The following is an 18,695-nucleotide window of genomic DNA, read 5'->3' on the forward strand; positions in this document are numbered from 1 at the left end:
TTTATTAATCCTCAATAATCATTTTGCGGTGCTCGCTTCCCCATAAAGCCAGGTTGTCGATCATGGGTTTCAGTTTCTGGCCGTAAGGAGTTAATTCGTACTGAACCGTTACCGGTTGCGTGTCCAAAACTGTGCGTTTCACCAGCTTGTTGATCTCCAGTTCTTTCAATTCCCGGCTGAGCATTTTCCCGGAAATTCCCTGTACATCTTTCAATACGTCCGAATACCGTTTCGGATGGAAGCAAAGGGCCGTAATAATGGAAATTTTCCATTTGCCACCAAGCATGTACATCGCATCGTGTACAGCCATAATGGTCTTTTTGCATTCGTAACTTTTTTCGGGAGTAATTGCCATATTTTACTGTTTGTTACCTTTATGTCACTATTACTTTTTGACTCTAAGTGACAAAAGTAAACCAGGTGAGTCTAATTTTGCCATATAAACAAACAAATTTTTACAAAATGGCATTAAATGACGATTTGCAGTGGCGTTACGCAACCAAGAAAATGAACGGACAAAAAGTACCGGCTGAAAAATTGGATTACATCCTGGAAGCAGCAAGATTGGCTCCATCTTCATCCGGTTTACAGCCTTACCGGATTTTTGTGATCAGTGATCGGTCAATCCTTGAAAAAATTCGGTCTTTCTCCTTCGATCAAAGCCAGATCACAGATTGTTCCCACTTATTGGTTTGGGCAGCCTGGGACGGTTATTCGGAAGAACGCATCAGTGGCGAAATGCTGAAAACTTCCCGGGAAAGAGGATTGCCCGATAATGCAACCGAAGACTACCGCAAAATGTTGTGGGGATTATACGAACCTTTGGGACAACAATGGCACCAGGTTCACAGCGCGAAACAGGCTTACATTTCCTTCGGGCTGGCCATTGCGGCGGCTGCTGAACAAAAAGTTGATGCTACACCAATGGAAGGATTCGATCCGGCAAAAATGGACGAATTGCTCGGGTTGGAGAAACTGGGATTGAAAAGTGTGGTGATTATGCCGCTTGGTTACAGAGATCCGGAAGGAGACTGGTTGGTGAACTTGAAAAAAGTACGCGTTCCTAAAACCGAATTTGTGACGGAAATAGCTTAATGATGCTAGGATATCTTGAAAAGACCGGTTCGACTTCAGTTGGGCCGGTCTTTCCTGATTTAAGTGCTTGTATCCGGTTATCACAACATCAAAAATTGGATTAATTTTATCACTGTGCATGAAACTGCTTAACTAATAGTTTATGATCCGGGTACTTCATATCTTCAAAAAAAATGCGGTGATTCCTAAACCCGAATATACACCCGGGATACGGAAATCCTTTTTTGAATGGGGAAATCAATTGGTTTCCCGCCTGGGAATGATTGAGAATAATCATTTGCTTCTGGCAAATGAATATAAGGATCAGATCCATATTTCCCGTACCGGAACCGTTATTATCCAGGATATTATCGGGTATTCCGGGACTTCTGCTAAAAGCGATTACTTGCGGTATGCCAAAATGAACGATATTCCCGGTTGGTATGTAGATAGCTGGCTGAGAAGATTCCCGGAAATAATCACCTTTAATAAAGAAGACCGCATGCAGCAGTTCGAATCGTTTTCATTGAATCTTCAGAGCCTGGAACTATACCTGAAAGATGCCCACAAAATAGCTGATCTGAAATCAGGCAATCCCGTTCTTGTCCGTAAAAACGGTAAATGGGACTTTTCAGCTACCGGTAGAAGACAACGCAACTATTTTGAATCGGAATACATTATTCAATATTTGGGAGAAGTGGAAAACATTGCATTTGTTCCGGAGAATAAATTGGAAATACAGCGTGAAATTCCCTGGAAAACGGCAAAAACAATAGATTTGCGCACACCCTTTTATTAAGCGATGCTAAAAACAGATAGACTAACCCTGAAAGAACTGGAATTAAGTGATTTGAACCAGATTCACGAACTGCATTCCTTGCCGGAAACCGATGAGTTCAATACGATGGGAATTCCGGCCGATATCGGTGTTACGGAGCGTTTGCTGGCCGATTGGCTGGGAATGCGGGAATTGGTTCCCCGTACGAAATACGTCTTCCGGATCGAAGATGCTGCGAACAATTTTATCGGGTTGATTGGTCTTAACCTGGGAAAGCCCCATTACAGGAACGGAGAAATCTGGTACAAGCTTCACAAGGATTCCTGGAACAAAGGATATGCTACCGAAGCAGTGAAACGGTTATTGGAATTTTGCTTTACGGATTTGAACCTGCACCGCGTTGAAGCAGGTTGTGCAGTTGAAAATAGCGCTTCTGTAAAAGTGCTCGAAAAAGCCGGTATGATCCTGGAAGGAAGGACCCGTAAACTTTTGCCGATTCGCGGAGAGTGGAAAGACAATTATTTTTACGCGATTTTGGAAGAGGATTTCTTTGGGATAGCAAATCATTCATGAATCAGCAGGAAACAGTAAGCGTGGAAAAAGCCTTGAAAAAAGGTAGGAGTACGATTACGGTTCCGGCATCTGTAGGATCGAAGGCTATACTCGGAATCTTCATCCTGTTTTCTGTTTTTAAAGTCATTCCCTGGCAGGTCACACTTTACGCGATTCCGGTTGTTTTATTGGTTTTTCCATGGGTATATAAAAGCCGGATGATAACCAAATGGAAATTGTGGGCATACGAATATTGCGCAAACGTTCACGAATTGAAAGCAAAGGCGATCATGCAGGGAATAATCACTGAAACACCCGGTTTCCTGGAAGAATGGTTCCAAAATTCTGCAGAAAAACAGCAATTGAAAATCCTTCAGCAGAAGTTTGCTGTTCCGGATCGCTTTATTGACAGGCCGGATGTTCCGCCCGAAACCATTTTTTATTTTCCCCGGAAAAAACACCTGTTGCCAATCACATTATTGGGCATTGCTTCGGTCATTTCAGCTATCGCTTTTTGTTTGACGGGCAGAGTAGTTAGTTTAATCATTCCTGCCATAACGGTTTGTTTTATCCTCTTCGTTGTTTTTCGGCGAAGGGAAGATATCATTTACCTCGTTTTAACTGAAAAGGGAATGGAAGGATTTGAGCTTCCGTTTACTTCCTGGGCGGTTATTTCCAGGGAGAGAATCATCCGCGGAGAAGGTGAAGATAGCGATTATTTCTATTGGGTGTTTGATGGCCCGGATGGAGAAAAACGGGTGTGCATCGATACGATTGAAATGAAACCGGCTGATTTTTATGACTTGGTTAAAATTTACAGGGGCAGGTTTGAAAAGCAAAGGGAAGAACTGTAATTTTCCGTATGTTCGTTAAATTTACGCATGAAATTTTTGTTGACTTATTTGTTTTTGGTTTCAGTAGTTGTTTCCGGACAAGAAAAAATTACACTTACAAAACTCACCAAATCAGAACTTCCCAAAGAAATCACGTATAAAGGAAACCTGAAAGAAGCTGTTCGCTGGATGGATGAATCGGGAGTGAACCTGGTGGTTACAAGCGAAACGGAAGAAGCCGTCAGCAAATCTGCTCCTTCTGAAGATTACCGCGAAAAGTACTTGTTTGCGCATCATTACCTGTTATTCGAAGACAGTATCAGTCAAACCTGGAAAGTCACCGATTTTACCAAAGAATGTCCGCTGGATTTGGCAGCCGATTTCGTCAAAAATATCCAGGTCACGGATCTGGACAAAGACGGAATGGGTGAGGTCTGGTTGATGTATATCGTTACTTGTAAAGGAGATGTAAGTCCGGCCGAAATGAAAATTATCCTGTACGAAGGAACACAAAAATTTGCCCTGCGTGGCCACAACCAGGTAGATATCGGCAACGGACAGTTGGAAGGCGGTGATTACAAATTCGACAAAGCCTTTAACCAGGGGCCGGAAGTATTCAGGGATTTTGCAAAGAAATTGTGGAAAGCGAATATCCGCGCAAAATGGTATTGATTCAGACAGATGAAAAGAAGCCTGTTTTTAGGACTGTTCCTGTCAATAACTCCATTTCTCATGGGACAAAACAATGATTCATTGAAATTGAACAAGCTGGAAGGGCAATGGTTTGTTGTCCGGTCCAACTTTCCCATGTGGGTGAAGGGTAACAAGATCAATCCTTCCTTTAATTATATCGTTACAACAAAAAGGGGAAAAGAGGTATTGCTCGATGAAGTTGTTTACGCGAAGCAGACCAAATCCAAAAACATAGTCGGGTATGACAAACCCGTTGATGAAAACAATCGGTCTTTTGTGTGGAGGGGAAAAGGAATCCTGTTCTTTTTGAAAAGCCGATGGGATATTGTTTACCTGGATAAAGACGGAAAATGGATGATCATTCACTTCCGGAAAACACTTTTCACACCGGAAGGATACGATGTCATATCAAGGTCGAAAAAGATGGACGCGCAAACTGAAAAGCAGGTTTTGCTGAAGCTGACGAAACTGAAAATCGAAGAACTAACGGTTATTCACCAGGATTAAGGGCTGAATATAGAAACAGCTTGAAAGGAGAATTAATCAGCTTCTTCTTTGATCATCTTTCGGTGTTCTCTTCCCCAGTGAATCATTTCCGAAATAATATTCCCGAAAGTGCGGCAATAAGCGGTCGGTTCATATTCGATCAATACCGGTATGTCATCGTAAACCGTTCGTTTGACCAGTTTATTCAATTCCATGTCTTTCAATTCCCGTGCAAGCATCCGGGTAGTTATTCCCGGAATACTCCGTTCAATTTCCCGGAACCGCTTGTGGCCGTTACACAAGGAGTTAATAACGGGAATCCGCCACTTTCCCCCGATAAAATAAAGTGTGTCCTGCAATGCTCTGAGTTCTTCCGCCTGATCCCGTTCCATAATTATTCTGATATCATTAGTGATACTGATTACAAAAGTATATCATCTAGGAATACCTTTGTAAAAAAAACAGACAAATGAATAAATTCAGTAACAAAACAGCAGTTGTAACAGGCGGTAATAGTGGAATTGGTTACGCTACAGCAAAGGAATTGGCAGCACAAGGAGCAAACGTGATCATTACCGGACGCAGAAAAGAAGCAATCGAACAGGCAGCAGAAGAACTGGGAGTAATTCCATTTGTGGCCGATCAGTCACAATTGACAGACATTGAAGCTTTAAAAGGTGAAATAGAACAGCAATTCGGGAAAATAGACATTATGTTCATCAATGCGGGCATAACAGGTGAGAGCCTGGCAATTTCAGACATGACAGAAGAAAATTTCGATTCAGTGATGGATATCAATTTCAAAGGAGCCTATTTTACATTGAGTAAACTGGTACCGGTGTTAAATGACGGTGCATCGGTGGTGTTTCTCTCTTCCATGGTATCGGGTACATATAAACCAAATAGTTCGGTCTATCAATCCAGTAAAGCGGCTTTGAATTCGATTGCAAAAACAGCGGCCATGGAATTGGCTCCCCGCAAAATCCGTGTAAATATGGTTAGCCCCGGACCGACTAAGACAGAAGTCTTAAGTAAAAACGGAGCGGACAAGGAAACGGTAGACGGAATCTTTGATTACCTGAGAGAAATCATTCCTTTGAAAAAGATCGGAGTTCCTGAAGATGTGGCGAAACTGGTGGTTTATTTATCAGATGATGCAGCATCCTATATTACAGGTTCCGATTTTGTCATAGACGGAGGATTGGTTCTTAACTAAGTGATGTAAACTTTCAAAATCCCGTTTGCTCCCGCAGGCGGGATGAATGTTGGTTCTATCGTCCGAAAAACAGATTATTGTTACTAACTTGCCCGGACAAAGAAAACGACATGAAAATCACCATTCCGGACGACTATCAACAAGCCATTGAAAAGCTGGACTGCTTTGCCTTGCTGAAAGGCCAGGATGTTAAGATCCTTCACGAAACCGAAAAAGATCCCCGCAAACTGGCAAAGCTACTGCACGACACAGAAATACTCGTACTTACCCGCGAACGCACAGCTATTTCAAATGAATTACTGAGCTTGCTTCCTCATTTGAAATTGATTAGTCAGACCGGGAAAATTTCCAATCACCTGGATTTGGAAAGCTGTACCAGACATGGAATTGCAGTTGCGGAAGGAATCGGTTCGCCTGTTGCTCCGGCAGAATTGGCCTGGGCACTTTTGATGAATACCGTGAGAAAAATTCCGCAAGCCATTGAAGCCATGAAACAAGGAAAATGGCAGATCAATATCGGTTCAGCTGTTTACGGCAAAACCATCGGGATTTGGGGATACGGAAAGATCGGAAAACGCATGGCGCAGTATGCCAAAGCTTTTGGGGCGGAAATACTCGTTTGGGGTAGTGAAAATTCCCGGAATGAAGCCTTGAAAGACGGATTTCAAGCCGCTGAAAGCAAATCCTTTTTCTTCAAAAATGCGGATATTGTTACTTTACATTTACGTTTAACTGAACAAACGCAAGGCATTGTAAAAGAGGAAGATTTGATGAGCATGAAAGAAAATGCCTGCCTGATCAATACTGCGAGAGCCGAACTGATTGAACCGGGAGCTTTGCTGCGCGTTTTGAAAAGCGGAAAGCAATTGTTTGCCGGATTGGATGTCTACGAAGAAGAACCTGTTACCGATCCGGGGTTCGAATTACTGAACATGGAAAATGTCATTTGCACACCGCATTTGGGATACGTAGAAAAAGCCGGCTATGAACTCTATTTCGGGAAAGCCTTTGAAAATGTGATTCATTTTATCAATGGAAATCCGGTGAATATCACGAATCCGGAAGTGTTGCGTCAAAAATAGTCTATGGGAACATTATTGAAAGAAGAATTGGAAGATCAGATCTTACACACAAAGATCAACTACCTGAACGGATATTTAAGTGCTTTGGCAATGATGTCGTCCTATTCGATTGTTGGGATGGACTTCAAACTCTACCTTTACCCGTTTTATGCAGGAGACATAGAGCGAGCCATACAATACAATTCCTATGAATTATTCGGAGTACATACGAATGAATGGAATATAGAGTTGGTGAAAACGGATCATTGGAAAGCACGTTTGAAAGAAGAATTATACATGAACTTTAAACGAAGCATTCCGGTTGATCATACAACAAGGATTCCTAAACCGGATTATTCCCAAAATGACCTGACTGATCAGTTACGCGACCGTTTCTACGCTTCCATCAACTATTTTGTGGAATTACTGGAAGATGAATTTGTGACCAGTCAAACAGATGTTTACGAAATGAAGGTGAAAGCGGATGCATATTATCGAATTGTTGGAATAGACTTGATTTTTGAAATAAGCGACACGAAATTAGTGGTGCTTCAGATCATGGGGAATGATTGAGGCAAAACGGATTAATAATGAAAGATGTAATGATTTTTTTGCTTATAGCGTGTTTCCTGCTCGTTCCAATGTTTTTTCTTTTTTGTAGAAAGTTATTATTCAAAACGAAGATGATTCAATATTTAATGATTGTTTCTTTCGCTCTTGCAATTATTGGAGTATGTGTTCCTAATAATCTGTCTGATAATAAACCTAATCTGTCTCTTGCTTTAATTCTTCCGTTATATGACCTGATTATTCTTGTTATTTCACTTCGAGTATTTCGAAAAATAAAAAAACGTGATCCGAGAGATACAGGAAAACCAAAAATGTTTTTGGATTACGATGACGGGTTCCTGTCTGATCGACTATTTGATTTTGTAATGTTTACCTGTTGGCTATTCGCACCAATGGCGATGCTAGTGTTCTTTTTCACTTAAGAGTGATCCAGTGATCCTTTCGTCTACAGAAATTTTATAGTACGAAATCTTTATTATACCTGTTGAAAACAGCTTTTATTGTTAAATTGGCTGTATCAAAACAAGAATCAACAGTTTAATTTCCCCTGATGGATTTCGAAAAAAAATACCCGATCACCCAAAAACCAACTGAATATTTAGTAGTCCAATGGACACGAGGTTACAAAGAAGTGGCTGTTTATTATCACGACCAGCTGATTGGCTCCGTGCAGGGATCGGCCAAATTAGTAAAAGGAACCTCATTCACTTCCGATTTGGGACTGATCTCACTTAAATTATCCGAGAAGCCGGTGACGCTCGACGTCATTGTAGATGGGTATCACAGTCGTGTGAACGTTTCCCATCCGGTTAAGGAATTGAAACGCACAGGAACTTACTTTTGGATTATTTCCGCTTTTGCAGTTATTGCTGGTATTCTTGAAGTAGGAATTTTCCGCGGTTGGGATGAAGTACAAACCATAGCTCTTGGAATTAATTTGGTTGTTTTCGCCCTTTATATCATCAGCGCAGTATTTGTGGGAAAAGGAAAGCCCTGGGCTTTTTACCTGGGTTTTTCGGTTTTCAGTTTCTGCACGTTGATTTCACTGTTGGTTCTTCTAACGGGAATGGCCTGGGGATTCCTGTTGTACATTTTCATGGCCGTCCGAATTGGGGGAGAAGTGATTTTAATCCTGAACCTGAAAACAGCGAATGCCGCTGTAAAACATTTGAAGTATCAGGATCCGTTTATCGAAGATTTGCTCGATTCCAAACTGTAAACGAATGAAAATGAAAGTTTTTTTAGTTGTTATACTTGCTTTCATGCACATAAATGTGTTTTCCCAATATGTAGTACCTCTGTATGAAGATTCAGAAGTAAAAATCTGTTTTAAAAGATACAATGATAAATATGGATACATCACGGAACAATACGAGGGAGCTTATCATGGAGCTCTGGTACACTATGAGCTGAAAGGAGAAATATTCATGCTCACTGAATTGGATGATACTGTAATACTGGCGGATTCATTAATTGTATACTCAAAAAGTAAATCTGAAAATGATTCGCTGCTTCTTTCATCTTATTCGAGTGTTCAGGAATTTCCAAATGCGCATGGTTTTTTTTCCGGTCTGACTTACATCATTAATGATACGCTGAAAGTTAACCTGCCCCAGGGGAATAATGATCCTGATCACCAGATTGCTATCAGAAAAGTAAATACTCCTTATAAGTTGGAAATGAGCGGGCACAATTATCACTATGGTCCGTTCACTGTAGATTCTGATATGGATGTGAAAGTGATAATTGTCCATTTATTATCGATTCCAAATGAATATGATTTTGCAAAGTTATTACCTGAAACAATCAATCTGGATGGGAAAAGATACAAGCTTAAGCATACTTTTGAACCATGGGATTAGGTATTAATTGATTTTAATGCAATTTAGTTGCATTAATACTCTGAAAGTGTATATTTGTATTACAAACAAACTTTCAGGAACATGACAAACAAGATTTACGACGCAATCATTATCGGGGGAAGTTATTCCGGGCTGGCAGCAGGAATGGCTTTGGGAAGAGCATTAAGAAATGTATTGATCATTGACAGCGGGAAACCGTGCAATGTCCAAACGCCTCATTCACACAATTTTTTGACACAAGACGGTGAAACACCGCGGGCAATCGCAGTTAAAGCGAGGGAACAGGTGGCGAAATACGAAAATGTAGAATTCTATTCCGGATTAGCAGTTGGTGGAGAGAAAACGGAAATTGGGTTTACTATAACGACCGAAAGCGGGGAGAATTTCGCTTCCAGGAAACTGATTTTTGCAACTGGAGTCAGAGATATCATGCCGGAAATAAAAGGAGCGGCCGACTGCTGGGGAATTTCCATGATTCACTGTCCGTATTGTCACGGATATGAAGTGCGAAATGAAAAAACGGGGATTCATGCAAATGCGGAAGTTGCCTTTGAGTTTTCGAAACTGATCAACAATTGGACGAAAGAACTGACCGTGTTTACCAATGGTCAGTCGACCCTGCTACCTGAAAAGGCTTCAACCATGAAAGCACACGGAATTGATATTAATGAACAGGAAATAGAAGCTTTTGAACACACCGGCGGATACCTGAACAAAGTTCGTTTTAAAGATGGAAGCAGCGTAGAACTGAAAGCGATGTATGTGAAATTGCCTTTCGTACAGCATTCGGACCTCCCGGAGAAATTGGGATGCGCCTTTTCAGAACACGGATACATTGAGGTTGATAAATTCCAGAAAACGACCGTTCCTGGTGTATACGCCTGCGGAGACAACGTAACGCCCATGCGCTCGGTGGCAAATGCCGTAGCTGCAGGAACATTGGCAGGAGCTATGCTGAACAGAGAACTTATAGACGACGATTTTTGACAAATGCATTTTACCGCAAAGAAAATAAGGACGCAAAGTTGATATTATTTAGTTCTTTGCGCTCTTTCCTTCTTTGCGGTTGAAAAGAAAATAGTTCGCCACGGCCGACAGGTAGAGATTGCATCAAAATGGTTTCTCTGAGTCCTTTGCTCGAAAAGTAAAGACGATGCGTTTACAGCATTTACAGTACGAAATCTTTGTTATACCTTGCCTTGTATTCCACGGGAGACATTCCTGTAAACTTCCGGAAAACTTCCCGGAAGGCTTTCAGATCGGAATAACCGGTTTCATACATAATCTCACTGACTGTTTTGCGGCTTATTTCCAGCGCTTTTTTGGCAGATTCCACTTTGACGCGTTGGATGTATTCAATGGGAGTGTTGCCTGTTGCTTTGATAAAACGGCGGTCAAAATTTCTCCTTCCCACCGAAAAACGGGAAGACAATTCTTCGATGGAAATCTTTTCCCTGAAATGCTGTTCGATATAGCTCTGAACTTCCTTCACAACTTCGTCTTCGTGCTGTTTTTGTCCTCTGAAAATGGTGAAGGCGGATTGACTTTTTCGATCGGGTTCTATCTGGAAGACTTTGGAACAGTAAATCGCAGTTTGCCTGTCGAAATACTTTTCTATCAGGTAAATAATCAGGTTCAGGAACGAATATGCACCGCCGTTGGTGTAAATTCCCTGTTCATCGGTGATGAGTTGATCGATTTGCAGGTTCACTTTTGGAAAGCGCAATCTGAAATCTTCTGCCGCACTCCAATGAGTGGAACAATTTTTCCCGTCCAGCAATCCGGAAGCAGCAAGTAGAAAAGCTCCCGTACAAATACTGGCAATTTCAGCACCTTCTTTATACTGTTGTTGTATCCACGGAATGAGCGCTTTATTGAGCGGTAATGATTCGGTATAATTGTGGTTCAGGGAAGGAATGACTATCAGATCCGTTTTTGAAATAGTCGAAACAGAAGTGTGCGGTTTTACTGAAAACAGGCCTTCGTAGAAATCTACCTGGTCCGAAAGTCCGGCGAGCTGGATTTGAAATACCGCTTCATTGCCTCTTTCTTTCCAGTAAGCATTCGCCCGGGAAAATAGTTTGTAAGTGCCTGCAATACTGCTCAAATTGTTTTCTCCTTCCGGAACAATAATCGTCACATGTTTCATCCGATTCTTTTTTACAAAAGTAGGAAAGCGAAGTGTCCAAATCAACCCGCCAGATTGTCTTTTTCACACCTTTTGAGATTCGGTTCCGGAACTTACATTTGTCGAAATAAATAACACTAAAACAGAAAAATATGGATACAACACAAACAGCGGTGAAACTAATCCTGGACAGATGGGAAGCCTCAATGCACAATTACGATGTGCTGCTGCAATCCTTGTCGGATGATCAGTTGCAAAAAGAAGCTTCGCCGGGAAAGAACAGGGGAGTTTATTTATTGGGTCATTTGATAGCCGTACACGACAGCATGTTTCCGCTCCTGAATTTCGGAGAGAAACAATACCCGGAACTGACGAAGATTTTCATCGAATCGCCCGACAAAGCTGTTGCTGAACTTCCTTCCGTACAGGAATTACGAACTATTTGGAGTAAACAACGCACTTCTTTGAAAGAGAAAGTGGATCAGCTAAAAGCCGAAGACTGGTTTGGCAGACACACGGCGGTTTCCGAAGAAGATTTTGCAAAAGAACCGCACCGGAATAAATTGAACATTATTTTGACGCGGACAACACACCTGGCTTATCACACCGGTCAAATGATTTACCTAAAGTAAGCAGCATGGCAACAACAGATTTCACATTTACCATTCTTACCGGTCAAAGCCCGGAATATGTTTTTAACGCGATCAGGGATGTGCGCTCCTGGTGGTCGGGACTTTACAACGAATCGTTTTCGGGAGAAACCAAAGAACTAAACGACGAATTCAGTTTCCGTGCAGGAGACGGGGCTCATTATTCCAGACAAAAACTGGTGGAAGTGGTTCCGAACAAAAAAGTGGTTTGGCTGATCACCGAAAGCGAACTGAGTTTCCTCGAACAAAAAGACGAATGGGTTGGAACTAAAGTCATTTTCGACATTTCAGAGAAAGACGGAAAAACCGAATTGGTGTTTACTCACCAGGGACTAACTCCCGAAATTGAATGCTACGATTCATGCGCTCCGGCCTGGTCCATGTACCTGGAAGACAAATTAACACCGCTCCTGAAATAGAACGTAGGGATGAAAATTTTTCATCCTTACTGTTTTTAATCATTAATTTTACCGCATGAATAACTCCAAACTTTCCATGCGTGTTCTTCACAGATACCTGGGTTTTTTCCTGGCCGGGATTATGGCCGTTTATGCAATCAGCGGAATTGTACTGATTTTTCGGGATACGGATTTTCTAAAAAGCGAACACACGGAAGAAATCAGGATTGAACCGAATGTGAAGAATGAAAACATCGGTAAAGCACTTGAATTGCGCCGCTATACCTTCGAAAGAGAAGCAGGCGACATGGTTTACTTCAAAAACGGAGATTACAACCGGAAAACGGGAGTTGCTCACATTACCACCAAAGAACTTCCGTATATCCTGGATAAAATGACGCATCTGCACAAGGCTTCCACGGATGATCCGCTTTACTGGCTGAATATTTTCTTCGGTGTATCGCTGCTTTTCTTCGTGATTTCTGCCTTTTGGATGTACTTGCCTAAAACCAAAGTCTTTAAGGCCGGTTTGCTGTATTCCCTGGCAGGAATAGTATTGACATTGATTTTATTGTTCGTGTGAATTGGGTCATTCTAATCATCGCCGGACTGTTTGAAGTGGCATTTGCTTCCTGTCTGGAAAAAGCCAAAACTGCAACGGGAAGCGCAATGTATTGGTGGTACACCGGATTCGGGATCTCGCTGGTGCTGAGCATGCTTTTACTGATGAAAGCTATACAGACTTTGCCCATCGGAACTGCTTATGCCGTTTGGACAGGAATAGGAGCTGTGGGAACAGTACTTGTGAGTATTTTCGTCTTTAAAGACCCAATGAGTTTTTGGAAATTGTTCTTTATCACCACGCTGATCGGATCGATTATCGGGTTGAAAGCGGTTTCTCATTGATCCCGTTTGATAAAGGATGATATATTTGCCGGGATAAATGCCTGAATGTATGATCGACGAACAATCAAAAGCCTATCAAACCTGGAAAAGCTTTTATGGAATTGCTTATTTCGAAGAAAAGAGCGGATCGAAATTCCTGTATTACGGTGATTCAAAAGGCACAGCATGGAATGTCGACAATATTAGCCTGAAGGATTCCGGAGACGTACACTATCTTTCCTGGACGGAAGAGACCGGTACACTAACCAAATTGATCGTAGTAGAACTGGAACCACACAATCACCGCCGATTGGAGTGGGTGATCGAACCGGCAAAAGGAAATTGCCTGTTTTGGGTAAACCGATGGACGGAGGATGGATTGTTTATCGTTTACAGGGATAACCAAACCAATTATGCGCTGCATTTATTCCTATCCAAAAAGCCGAAAGGATTTTCGCTGCGTGTAACGGAACTGGGAGAAATGCTGGCGATCAAAAAGAATTGGACCATCGGGTATAAATTTTACACGGATAAAGAAGTGAAATTATTTGACCTCCGGAATTTTGTCTACCAGGGAACAATCAGTGACGAAGAAGCTGCAGAGCGCGGAATCATTCCTGCCGAACTAGATAATGATTTTGAAGAGTTGGAATAATTAAAAAAGTCCTGGCAATCTGCCAGGACTTTTTTAATAGATGGAATTCCCTTATGCTTCCAGGATTCGGATCATTTTTTCGGCTACTCCTTTCGCAGAAGCCGGGTTTTGCCCTGTCACCATGTTTCCGTCAGCAACACTGTTTGCTCCCCACGGTGCAACTCCGTGAAAGATGGCGCCCTGGTTTACCAAGGCTGTTTCCAATTCGAACGGAACATCTCCTTTGGCATAATTCTCTTCTTCTTCATTGGTGAAAGAAGCAATGTTTTTGCCGTTAACCAGGTAAGAACCGTCACTTAGTTTCACATTCAGCAAAGAAACCGGGCCGTGACACACTGCACCTACAACTGCATGTCGTTCGTAGGTTTCTTTGATCACTTGTTTCAGTAAAGGGTTTTCCGGCATGTCTACCATTGGGGCCAGTCCTCCTGGAACGAACACCGCGTCGTATTTACTGACATCGACATCTGACAGTTTCACTGCTTTCTGCATATCAGCCCATCCCTTTCCGGTTAAGAAAGCCAGGTTTTGCGGATCGTCGGCCAGGTTCAGGGCATCCAGATATGGAGTATCGCCGGTTAGACTGGCAAAGTGGATTTCGTAATTGGCAGCGCTGAATTCTGCATAGGGGTGAGCTACTTCGGGTAAAAATGTTCCTGTTCTTCTGTTGTTAGGACCGATAGTGTTTGCGTTTGAAACGATGATTAAAATTGTTTTCATGACTTTGAATTTTAAATTGTTAGTATTTATTGTTTTAAAAGAGTTTTTTGACGATTACGACCTCCCGGATTTCGAGATGCGGGATGATTTCTTTGACCACGATGTTTTGATAGTGTTCCGAATTTTTGTGCAGGTCCACAGCAGACTGATCAACATATTTTTCATGCAGGATCAATTCGTTGGGATTGTTTTCTGATTGGTAAATGGTGTAAGAGATATTGCCCGGTTCTTTGCAGGTTTGTTCTGCCAATACAGGAAGCAGTTCCAAAATCCGGCCGGTTTCTGTTTCCCGGATTTTCCATTTTACGATGAGTTCTTTTTCCATGAGTTTGTGCATTAAATTGATAACACAAATCTCCGGATGTTCTGCCGCAAAAAAATTGATCTAGGATAATTTCGAATACAAAGTGACTTTTTTTGATCCAAGGCAAACGAGGCCAACGAAAATTATTGGAAGATTGAATCAAACAGGTTTTAATCGGATAATGGCTTAAATATGGAGCGTATAAATAGCTCTGTACTCCTGGTGTGCTTAATGGTTACTCATGGGCCAACTCCGCACGCAACCTGCTTAAACTTTCGGGCGTGATTCCCAGATAAGAAGCCAGGTGGTAATTTTTAATACTTGCTTCGATATTCGGATAAGTCTTTAAAAAAGTTTTGTATTTCTCCTTTGCCGACATAGCCAGATTAGATAGGATCCTTTTTTGAAAACTGGCGAAAAAACGTTCCATCTTGATCCGGAAAAAAGATTCGATTTGCGGAATTTGCGGATACAATGCCTCCATGCTGTCTTTGGAGATTTTGTAAATAACCGCATCCTGAACACACTCAATGTTCAAAAGCGCTTTTCCTCCGGTAAAAAATACCGTGTAATCACTGATCCACCAATCCGAAATGGCAAACTGGATGGTAATATCCTTTCCGCCTTCTGTCAGGTAATAGGTTCTCAGGCAGCCGTTGAATACATAGTACTGGGAAGGGACCAATTGTCCGGCATGCAAAATTACGTCGCCCTTTTTGACGCGGATTTCCTCAAATACTGTTTCAATAAGGGCCATTTCCCCGGTGGAAAGACCGGTTCCCTGAAAGATAGTTGATACAGGTATTGTTTGCATGTTCCTAAAAATAGAGAAAAGAATGAAAAGAAATCGAAATACCTGCTCAATCCTTCCTCATTCTGTTTCTCATTCTGTTTTCCCGTATCTTTGCGCCATGTTACAAAAACTGTTCGGTTCCTATAAGCTCATTTTGATTTACAGCGTTTCGCTGGCGGGCTTACTGTTCCTGATGCGCTGGCTTGAATTCCGGTTGCTGGTAATCAGTCATGCTACGGAACTGTATGTTGCCGCCATTGCGATCGTGTTCCTGATTTTGGGGATTTGGGTGGCAAAACAGCTTACGAAACCTAAAACGGTATTGGTAGAAAAAACGGTCTATGTTTCTCCTTCCGAAAACTTCATCCGCAATGAAAAAGCGGTGGAAGAATTAGGGATCAGCAAGCGTGAACTGGAAGTATTGGAATTAATTGCACAGGGCTTGAGCAACAATGAAATTGCAGAACGCTTATTCGTTTCCCTGAATACGATCAAAACACACAGCTCGAAGTTATTCGAAAAACTGGAAGTGAATCGCAGGACTCAAGCCGTTGAAGCGGGCAAACGATTGGGAATTATTCCGCTTTAAAACCCAAAATCACCCGAAAGTATGAGCGGGAAAACCGCACGGAACCTCACTTTTGCCGAAATTTAAAAATTGAAAACTATGAAAAGAAATGTATTGGTTTACGGAGGAATCGGAGGATTAATTACTATCGCGTGGGTATTTGTGGCTATGATTGGCTTCGGTCATGAATTGGACATGACACTGGGCATGGTGCTGGGATATGCCTCGATGTTAATTGCAAATATTTTCCTGGTGATCGGGGTGAAAAATTACCGCGATAAATACAACGGCGGAGTGATTACTTTCGGGAAAGCGCTTAAAGTTGGTCTTCTGATCACTTTACTGGCTTCGAGTATTTACGTGGTAAACTGGTTGATTTACGATTATGCAACAGGTTCGCGGTTTATCGGAGAATACATCGAATGTACGCACAACCAATTGGTAGCAAGCGGGGCAAGTGCAGCTGTTATTGCTAAAAACGATGCTGAAATGCAAGAATTTGCGGTCATGTACCAAAATCCCTTGTTTAAGGCTGCAATGACTTACATGGAAATCCTTCCGATGGGGATACTCTTTGCCCTGATTACGGCGATCGCGATGCGCAGAAAAGTGCCGAAAACGAATTGATTTTAGCACAGATCTGAAATTCTTGCTAATTTGGAACAATCATTCAGAATTTGTAATTAGTAGCTTTCCATGTATCGGATCCGGGTCATTTTTTTGTTTGCGCTGTTTGTTTTCATCACCAATCAATCCTTGTCACAAAATTCTTCGCTCAGAAAAGAATTGCGGCCGAAATTGATGAAGATTGTGAATAGTTACAAAGCAACAGTCGGTATCGGGCTGATTCATATCGAAACCGGAGATTCGTTGGACGTAAACAACCACATCCGTTTTCCGATGTTGAGCGTTTACAAATTCCCGTTGGCACTTGCCGTTCTGGACCTCGTGGACAAAGGAGATTTAAAGCTGGACCAAATCTATCATGTGAAGAAATCGGATTTGATTGATGATACCTGGAGTCCCTTAAAAAAGGAATTCCCGGAGGGAGAGGTGGACTTGACAATCGCTCAATTACTGGATTATTCGGTTTCTCAAAGTGATAATATTGCCTGCGATATTCTTTTCAGCCTGGCAAAAGGAACTCAATCGGTGAATGAGTACATACATGGGATCGGAATTCAGGGAATGGACATTCAGGCAACTGAGCACGAAATGCAGGCAGACTGGAAAATCCTTTACACGAACTGGAGTAAACCGATGCAGATGTCGCACTTGCTGGAAGGGCTTTATCGCCAGAAATACCTGTCGGATTCGAGCAATGCTTTCCTGATGAAACTGATGATCGAATCGTCGAACGATCCTGCAAGGATAAAAGCATTGCTTCCGGAAGGAACGATCGTTGCACATAAGACCGGAACTTCAGACAGACGCGGGAATATTTACGATGCCTGCAACGATGTGGGCATCATTTTTCTTCCCGATGGAACACACCTTGCTTTAAGCGTGTTTGTTTCCAAATCCGAGGAAGATTACGACACTACACGCAAACTGATCGCGGAAATTTCCAAAGCGGTTTATGATTTTTATTCAGCCAACTAAAATGTTATCGCAGAACATGAACACAACCAATCAGTCAACCGGTTTTCCAGGCATCTGGAAATTAAAGTCCATTACCAAATCAGGAGGTGAAGTACATACGAGTATGACGCATTTGGTCATTTACCCGGAATTACTCTGGGAATATTATCCGGATCATGTTTACTATGAAGGAGACCAAATTGGAAATAGTTATTCCCTGAACTGGAAAGACGGGATCGGCCATTTGGAAGTAGCGACAGGAAGAGGGCGGTCGTTTTGTTATTTTGTGACAGTTGACGGAAATTCCCTGCGAATGAAACTCGGAAGTGTCTTCGGAGATTTTCCGAAAGATAACGGAGACGGGGAGGACGGCTGCAACATTTACCGGTACGAACGGGAAACCGATCCGGAATTCATTACACAGCTTTCTCATCTTCCTGAAAAACTACCTGTTTTATCTGTCGAGCATCCGGTGCTTGGCCGTTTAATCTATGATTCAAATTACAAATATTGGGAAACAACACTAAGCGAAAGCCCTTTCGAAGACACCGTACTCAGTATCCATGTGAAAGACGGGAATTTGCCGGATGATTCTTTTTTCGATGCTATTGTTGAAACACTGAAAAAACTGAGCCTCGACGAGGTCAGGGAATTTGCAGGAGAGCAATTGCTGGAACTGAAAAATGAATCCTGGTTGGATGAAGACGAAAATGAATTGACACAACAGGATTTTACGGAAAGACTAATTCAGGTTGAAACCATCACTTACAACACGGATGGCTCGTTAACTATTTGGTTCGACGATAACGATCTGTTTTGGGGACATGGTATTGCCGTGGAATTGGATGAGCATCTGAATTGTACCGAAGCAAACATCTGATTAAGAAA

Annotated in this window: 27 protein-coding genes; 21 read left to right on the plus strand and 6 right to left on the minus strand. The window is 42.1% G+C overall.

Translation table 11 applies throughout. From position 1 onward, the window contains the following. Window positions 1–4 precede the first annotated feature (4 nt). Window positions 5–355 (minus strand): helix-turn-helix domain-containing protein, encoded by a 351-nt coding sequence (locus ABDW02_RS05355; RefSeq protein WP_343632861.1) that lies wholly within the window; start codon window positions 353–355, stop codon window positions 5–7. Between the two features lie 107 nt (window positions 356–462). On the opposite strand from ABDW02_RS05355, the gene ABDW02_RS05360 reads away from it, so the two are divergent. From ABDW02_RS05360 to ABDW02_RS05385, 6 genes are all read left to right on the plus strand, one after another. Next, window positions 463–1,095 carry a nitroreductase family protein gene (locus tag ABDW02_RS05360; protein ID WP_343632863.1) on the plus strand — a complete coding sequence of 211 codons (633 nt, stop codon included), beginning with the start codon at window positions 463–465 and terminating at the stop codon, window positions 1,093–1,095. A gap of 142 nt (window positions 1,096–1,237) precedes the next feature. Next, a complete protein-coding gene (locus ABDW02_RS05365) occupies window positions 1,238–1,873 on the plus strand; it encodes a hypothetical protein (RefSeq protein WP_343632865.1) in 636 nt (211 codons plus the stop codon). Between the two features lie 3 nt (window positions 1,874–1,876). Beyond that, window positions 1,877–2,425: a GNAT family N-acetyltransferase gene (locus tag ABDW02_RS05370; RefSeq protein WP_343632867.1), complete on the plus strand. Its 549-nt coding sequence runs from the start codon at window positions 1,877–1,879 to the stop codon at window positions 2,423–2,425. Continuing rightward, complete coding sequence (locus tag ABDW02_RS05375; RefSeq protein ID WP_343632869.1) at window positions 2,422–3,258, plus strand: hypothetical protein; 837 nt, start codon at window positions 2,422–2,424, stop codon at window positions 3,256–3,258. The genes ABDW02_RS05370 and ABDW02_RS05375 overlap by 4 nt, the downstream gene beginning before the upstream one ends. Window positions 3,259–3,285: 27 nt before the next feature. Then, a complete protein-coding gene (locus ABDW02_RS05380; RefSeq protein WP_343632871.1) occupies window positions 3,286–3,909 on the plus strand; it encodes a hypothetical protein in 624 nt (207 codons plus the stop codon). A gap of 9 nt (window positions 3,910–3,918) precedes the next feature. Then, on the plus strand, window positions 3,919–4,437 hold the full coding sequence (locus ABDW02_RS05385; protein ID WP_343632873.1) for a hypothetical protein: 519 nt from the start codon (window positions 3,919–3,921) through the stop codon (window positions 4,435–4,437). A 32-nt stretch (window positions 4,438–4,469) separates the two neighbouring features. Here the strand turns inward: ABDW02_RS05385 and ABDW02_RS05390 are convergent, their stop codons facing one another. Beyond that, complete coding sequence (locus tag ABDW02_RS05390; RefSeq protein ID WP_343632875.1) at window positions 4,470–4,808, minus strand: helix-turn-helix domain-containing protein; 339 nt, start codon at window positions 4,806–4,808, stop codon at window positions 4,470–4,472. 77 nt (window positions 4,809–4,885) lie between these two features. Here ABDW02_RS05390 and ABDW02_RS05395 point away from each other — a divergent pair, with 77 nt between their 5' ends. The 6 genes from ABDW02_RS05395 (at window position 4,886) to ABDW02_RS05420 (ending at window position 10,112) form a co-directional block, all read left to right on the plus strand. After that, window positions 4,886–5,632 carry a glucose 1-dehydrogenase gene (locus tag ABDW02_RS05395; RefSeq protein ID WP_343632877.1) on the plus strand — a complete coding sequence of 249 codons (747 nt, stop codon included), beginning with the start codon at window positions 4,886–4,888 and terminating at the stop codon, window positions 5,630–5,632. 110 nt (window positions 5,633–5,742) lie between these two features. Further along, window positions 5,743–6,714 carry a D-2-hydroxyacid dehydrogenase family protein gene (locus tag ABDW02_RS05400; protein ID WP_343632879.1) on the plus strand — a complete coding sequence of 324 codons (972 nt, stop codon included), beginning with the start codon at window positions 5,743–5,745 and terminating at the stop codon, window positions 6,712–6,714. A gap of 3 nt (window positions 6,715–6,717) precedes the next feature. Beyond that, on the plus strand, window positions 6,718–7,266 hold the full coding sequence (locus ABDW02_RS05405; RefSeq protein ID WP_343632881.1) for a hypothetical protein: 549 nt from the start codon (window positions 6,718–6,720) through the stop codon (window positions 7,264–7,266). 547 nt (window positions 7,267–7,813) lie between these two features. Then, entirely contained in the window at window positions 7,814–8,482 is a 669-nt protein-coding gene (locus ABDW02_RS05410; protein WP_343632883.1) for a hypothetical protein, read from the plus strand. A gap of 4 nt (window positions 8,483–8,486) precedes the next feature. Next, on the plus strand, window positions 8,487–9,125 hold the full coding sequence (locus tag ABDW02_RS05415; RefSeq protein ID WP_343632885.1) for a hypothetical protein: 639 nt from the start codon (window positions 8,487–8,489) through the stop codon (window positions 9,123–9,125). An 81-nt stretch (window positions 9,126–9,206) separates the two neighbouring features. Continuing rightward, window positions 9,207–10,112 carry an NAD(P)/FAD-dependent oxidoreductase gene (locus ABDW02_RS05420; protein ID WP_343632887.1) on the plus strand — a complete coding sequence of 302 codons (906 nt, stop codon included), beginning with the start codon at window positions 9,207–9,209 and terminating at the stop codon, window positions 10,110–10,112. 181 nt (window positions 10,113–10,293) lie between these two features. Here the strand turns inward: ABDW02_RS05420 and ABDW02_RS05425 are convergent, their stop codons facing one another. Further along, a complete protein-coding gene (locus tag ABDW02_RS05425; RefSeq protein ID WP_343632889.1) occupies window positions 10,294–11,274 on the minus strand; it encodes a helix-turn-helix domain-containing protein in 981 nt (326 codons plus the stop codon). A 131-nt stretch (window positions 11,275–11,405) separates the two neighbouring features. Between ABDW02_RS05425 and ABDW02_RS05430 the strand changes: the two genes are divergently transcribed. The 5 genes from ABDW02_RS05430 to ABDW02_RS05450 are packed head-to-tail and all read left to right on the plus strand — an operon-like array spanning window position 11,406 to window position 13,841. Then, window positions 11,406–11,885: a DinB family protein gene (locus tag ABDW02_RS05430; RefSeq protein ID WP_343632891.1), complete on the plus strand. Its 480-nt coding sequence runs from the start codon at window positions 11,406–11,408 to the stop codon at window positions 11,883–11,885. Between the two features lie 5 nt (window positions 11,886–11,890). Continuing rightward, window positions 11,891–12,322: an SRPBCC domain-containing protein gene (locus ABDW02_RS05435; RefSeq protein ID WP_343632893.1), complete on the plus strand. Its 432-nt coding sequence runs from the start codon at window positions 11,891–11,893 to the stop codon at window positions 12,320–12,322. Window positions 12,323–12,377: 55 nt separating this feature from the next. Beyond that, window positions 12,378–12,884 (plus strand): hypothetical protein, encoded by a 507-nt coding sequence (locus tag ABDW02_RS05440; protein WP_343632895.1) that lies wholly within the window; start codon window positions 12,378–12,380, stop codon window positions 12,882–12,884. Further along, on the plus strand, window positions 12,881–13,207 hold the full coding sequence (locus tag ABDW02_RS05445) for a multidrug efflux SMR transporter (RefSeq protein WP_343632897.1): 327 nt from the start codon (window positions 12,881–12,883) through the stop codon (window positions 13,205–13,207). The genes ABDW02_RS05440 and ABDW02_RS05445 overlap by 4 nt, the downstream gene beginning before the upstream one ends. Window positions 13,208–13,256: 49 nt before the next feature. Next, window positions 13,257–13,841: a hypothetical protein gene (locus tag ABDW02_RS05450; protein WP_343632899.1), complete on the plus strand. Its 585-nt coding sequence runs from the start codon at window positions 13,257–13,259 to the stop codon at window positions 13,839–13,841. Window positions 13,842–13,892: 51 nt separating this feature from the next. Here ABDW02_RS05450 and ABDW02_RS05455 read toward each other — a convergent pair whose 3' ends face one another. From ABDW02_RS05455 to ABDW02_RS05465, 3 genes are all read right to left on the minus strand, one after another. After that, window positions 13,893–14,561 carry a type 1 glutamine amidotransferase domain-containing protein gene (locus ABDW02_RS05455; protein ID WP_343632901.1) on the minus strand — a complete coding sequence of 223 codons (669 nt, stop codon included), beginning with the start codon at window positions 14,559–14,561 and terminating at the stop codon, window positions 13,893–13,895. Between the two features lie 34 nt (window positions 14,562–14,595). After that, on the minus strand, window positions 14,596–14,886 hold the full coding sequence (locus tag ABDW02_RS05460; RefSeq protein ID WP_343632903.1) for a putative quinol monooxygenase: 291 nt from the start codon (window positions 14,884–14,886) through the stop codon (window positions 14,596–14,598). Window positions 14,887–15,100: 214 nt separating this feature from the next. Beyond that, window positions 15,101–15,679: a Crp/Fnr family transcriptional regulator gene (locus ABDW02_RS05465; protein ID WP_343632905.1), complete on the minus strand. Its 579-nt coding sequence runs from the start codon at window positions 15,677–15,679 to the stop codon at window positions 15,101–15,103. A 22-nt stretch (window positions 15,680–15,701) separates the two neighbouring features. Here ABDW02_RS05465 and ABDW02_RS05470 point away from each other — a divergent pair, with 22 nt between their 5' ends. The 4 genes from ABDW02_RS05470 to ABDW02_RS05485 all read left to right on the plus strand — a co-directional run bounded on the left by ABDW02_RS05470 (window position 15,702) and on the right by ABDW02_RS05485 (window position 18,687). Then, entirely contained in the window at window positions 15,702–16,247 is a 546-nt protein-coding gene (locus ABDW02_RS05470; RefSeq protein ID WP_343632907.1) for a LuxR C-terminal-related transcriptional regulator, read from the plus strand. 78 nt (window positions 16,248–16,325) lie between these two features. Beyond that, a complete protein-coding gene (locus ABDW02_RS05475) occupies window positions 16,326–16,853 on the plus strand; it encodes a DUF4199 domain-containing protein (protein ID WP_343632909.1) in 528 nt (175 codons plus the stop codon). A gap of 69 nt (window positions 16,854–16,922) precedes the next feature. Further along, window positions 16,923–17,828, plus strand: a complete 906-nt coding sequence (gene bla / locus ABDW02_RS05480) for a class A beta-lactamase, subclass A2 (RefSeq protein WP_343632911.1) — start codon at window positions 16,923–16,925, stop codon at window positions 17,826–17,828. Between the two features lie 16 nt (window positions 17,829–17,844). Continuing rightward, window positions 17,845–18,687, plus strand: coding sequence for a DUF2262 domain-containing protein (locus ABDW02_RS05485; protein ID WP_343632913.1), 843 nt, complete (start codon window positions 17,845–17,847; stop codon window positions 18,685–18,687). Window positions 18,688–18,695: the final 8 nt, after the last annotated feature.

It is taken from the genome of Fluviicola sp. (assembly GCF_039596395.1).
In the GTDB taxonomy this organism is placed as follows: Bacteria; Bacteroidota; Bacteroidia; order Flavobacteriales_D; family Crocinitomicaceae; genus Fluviicola.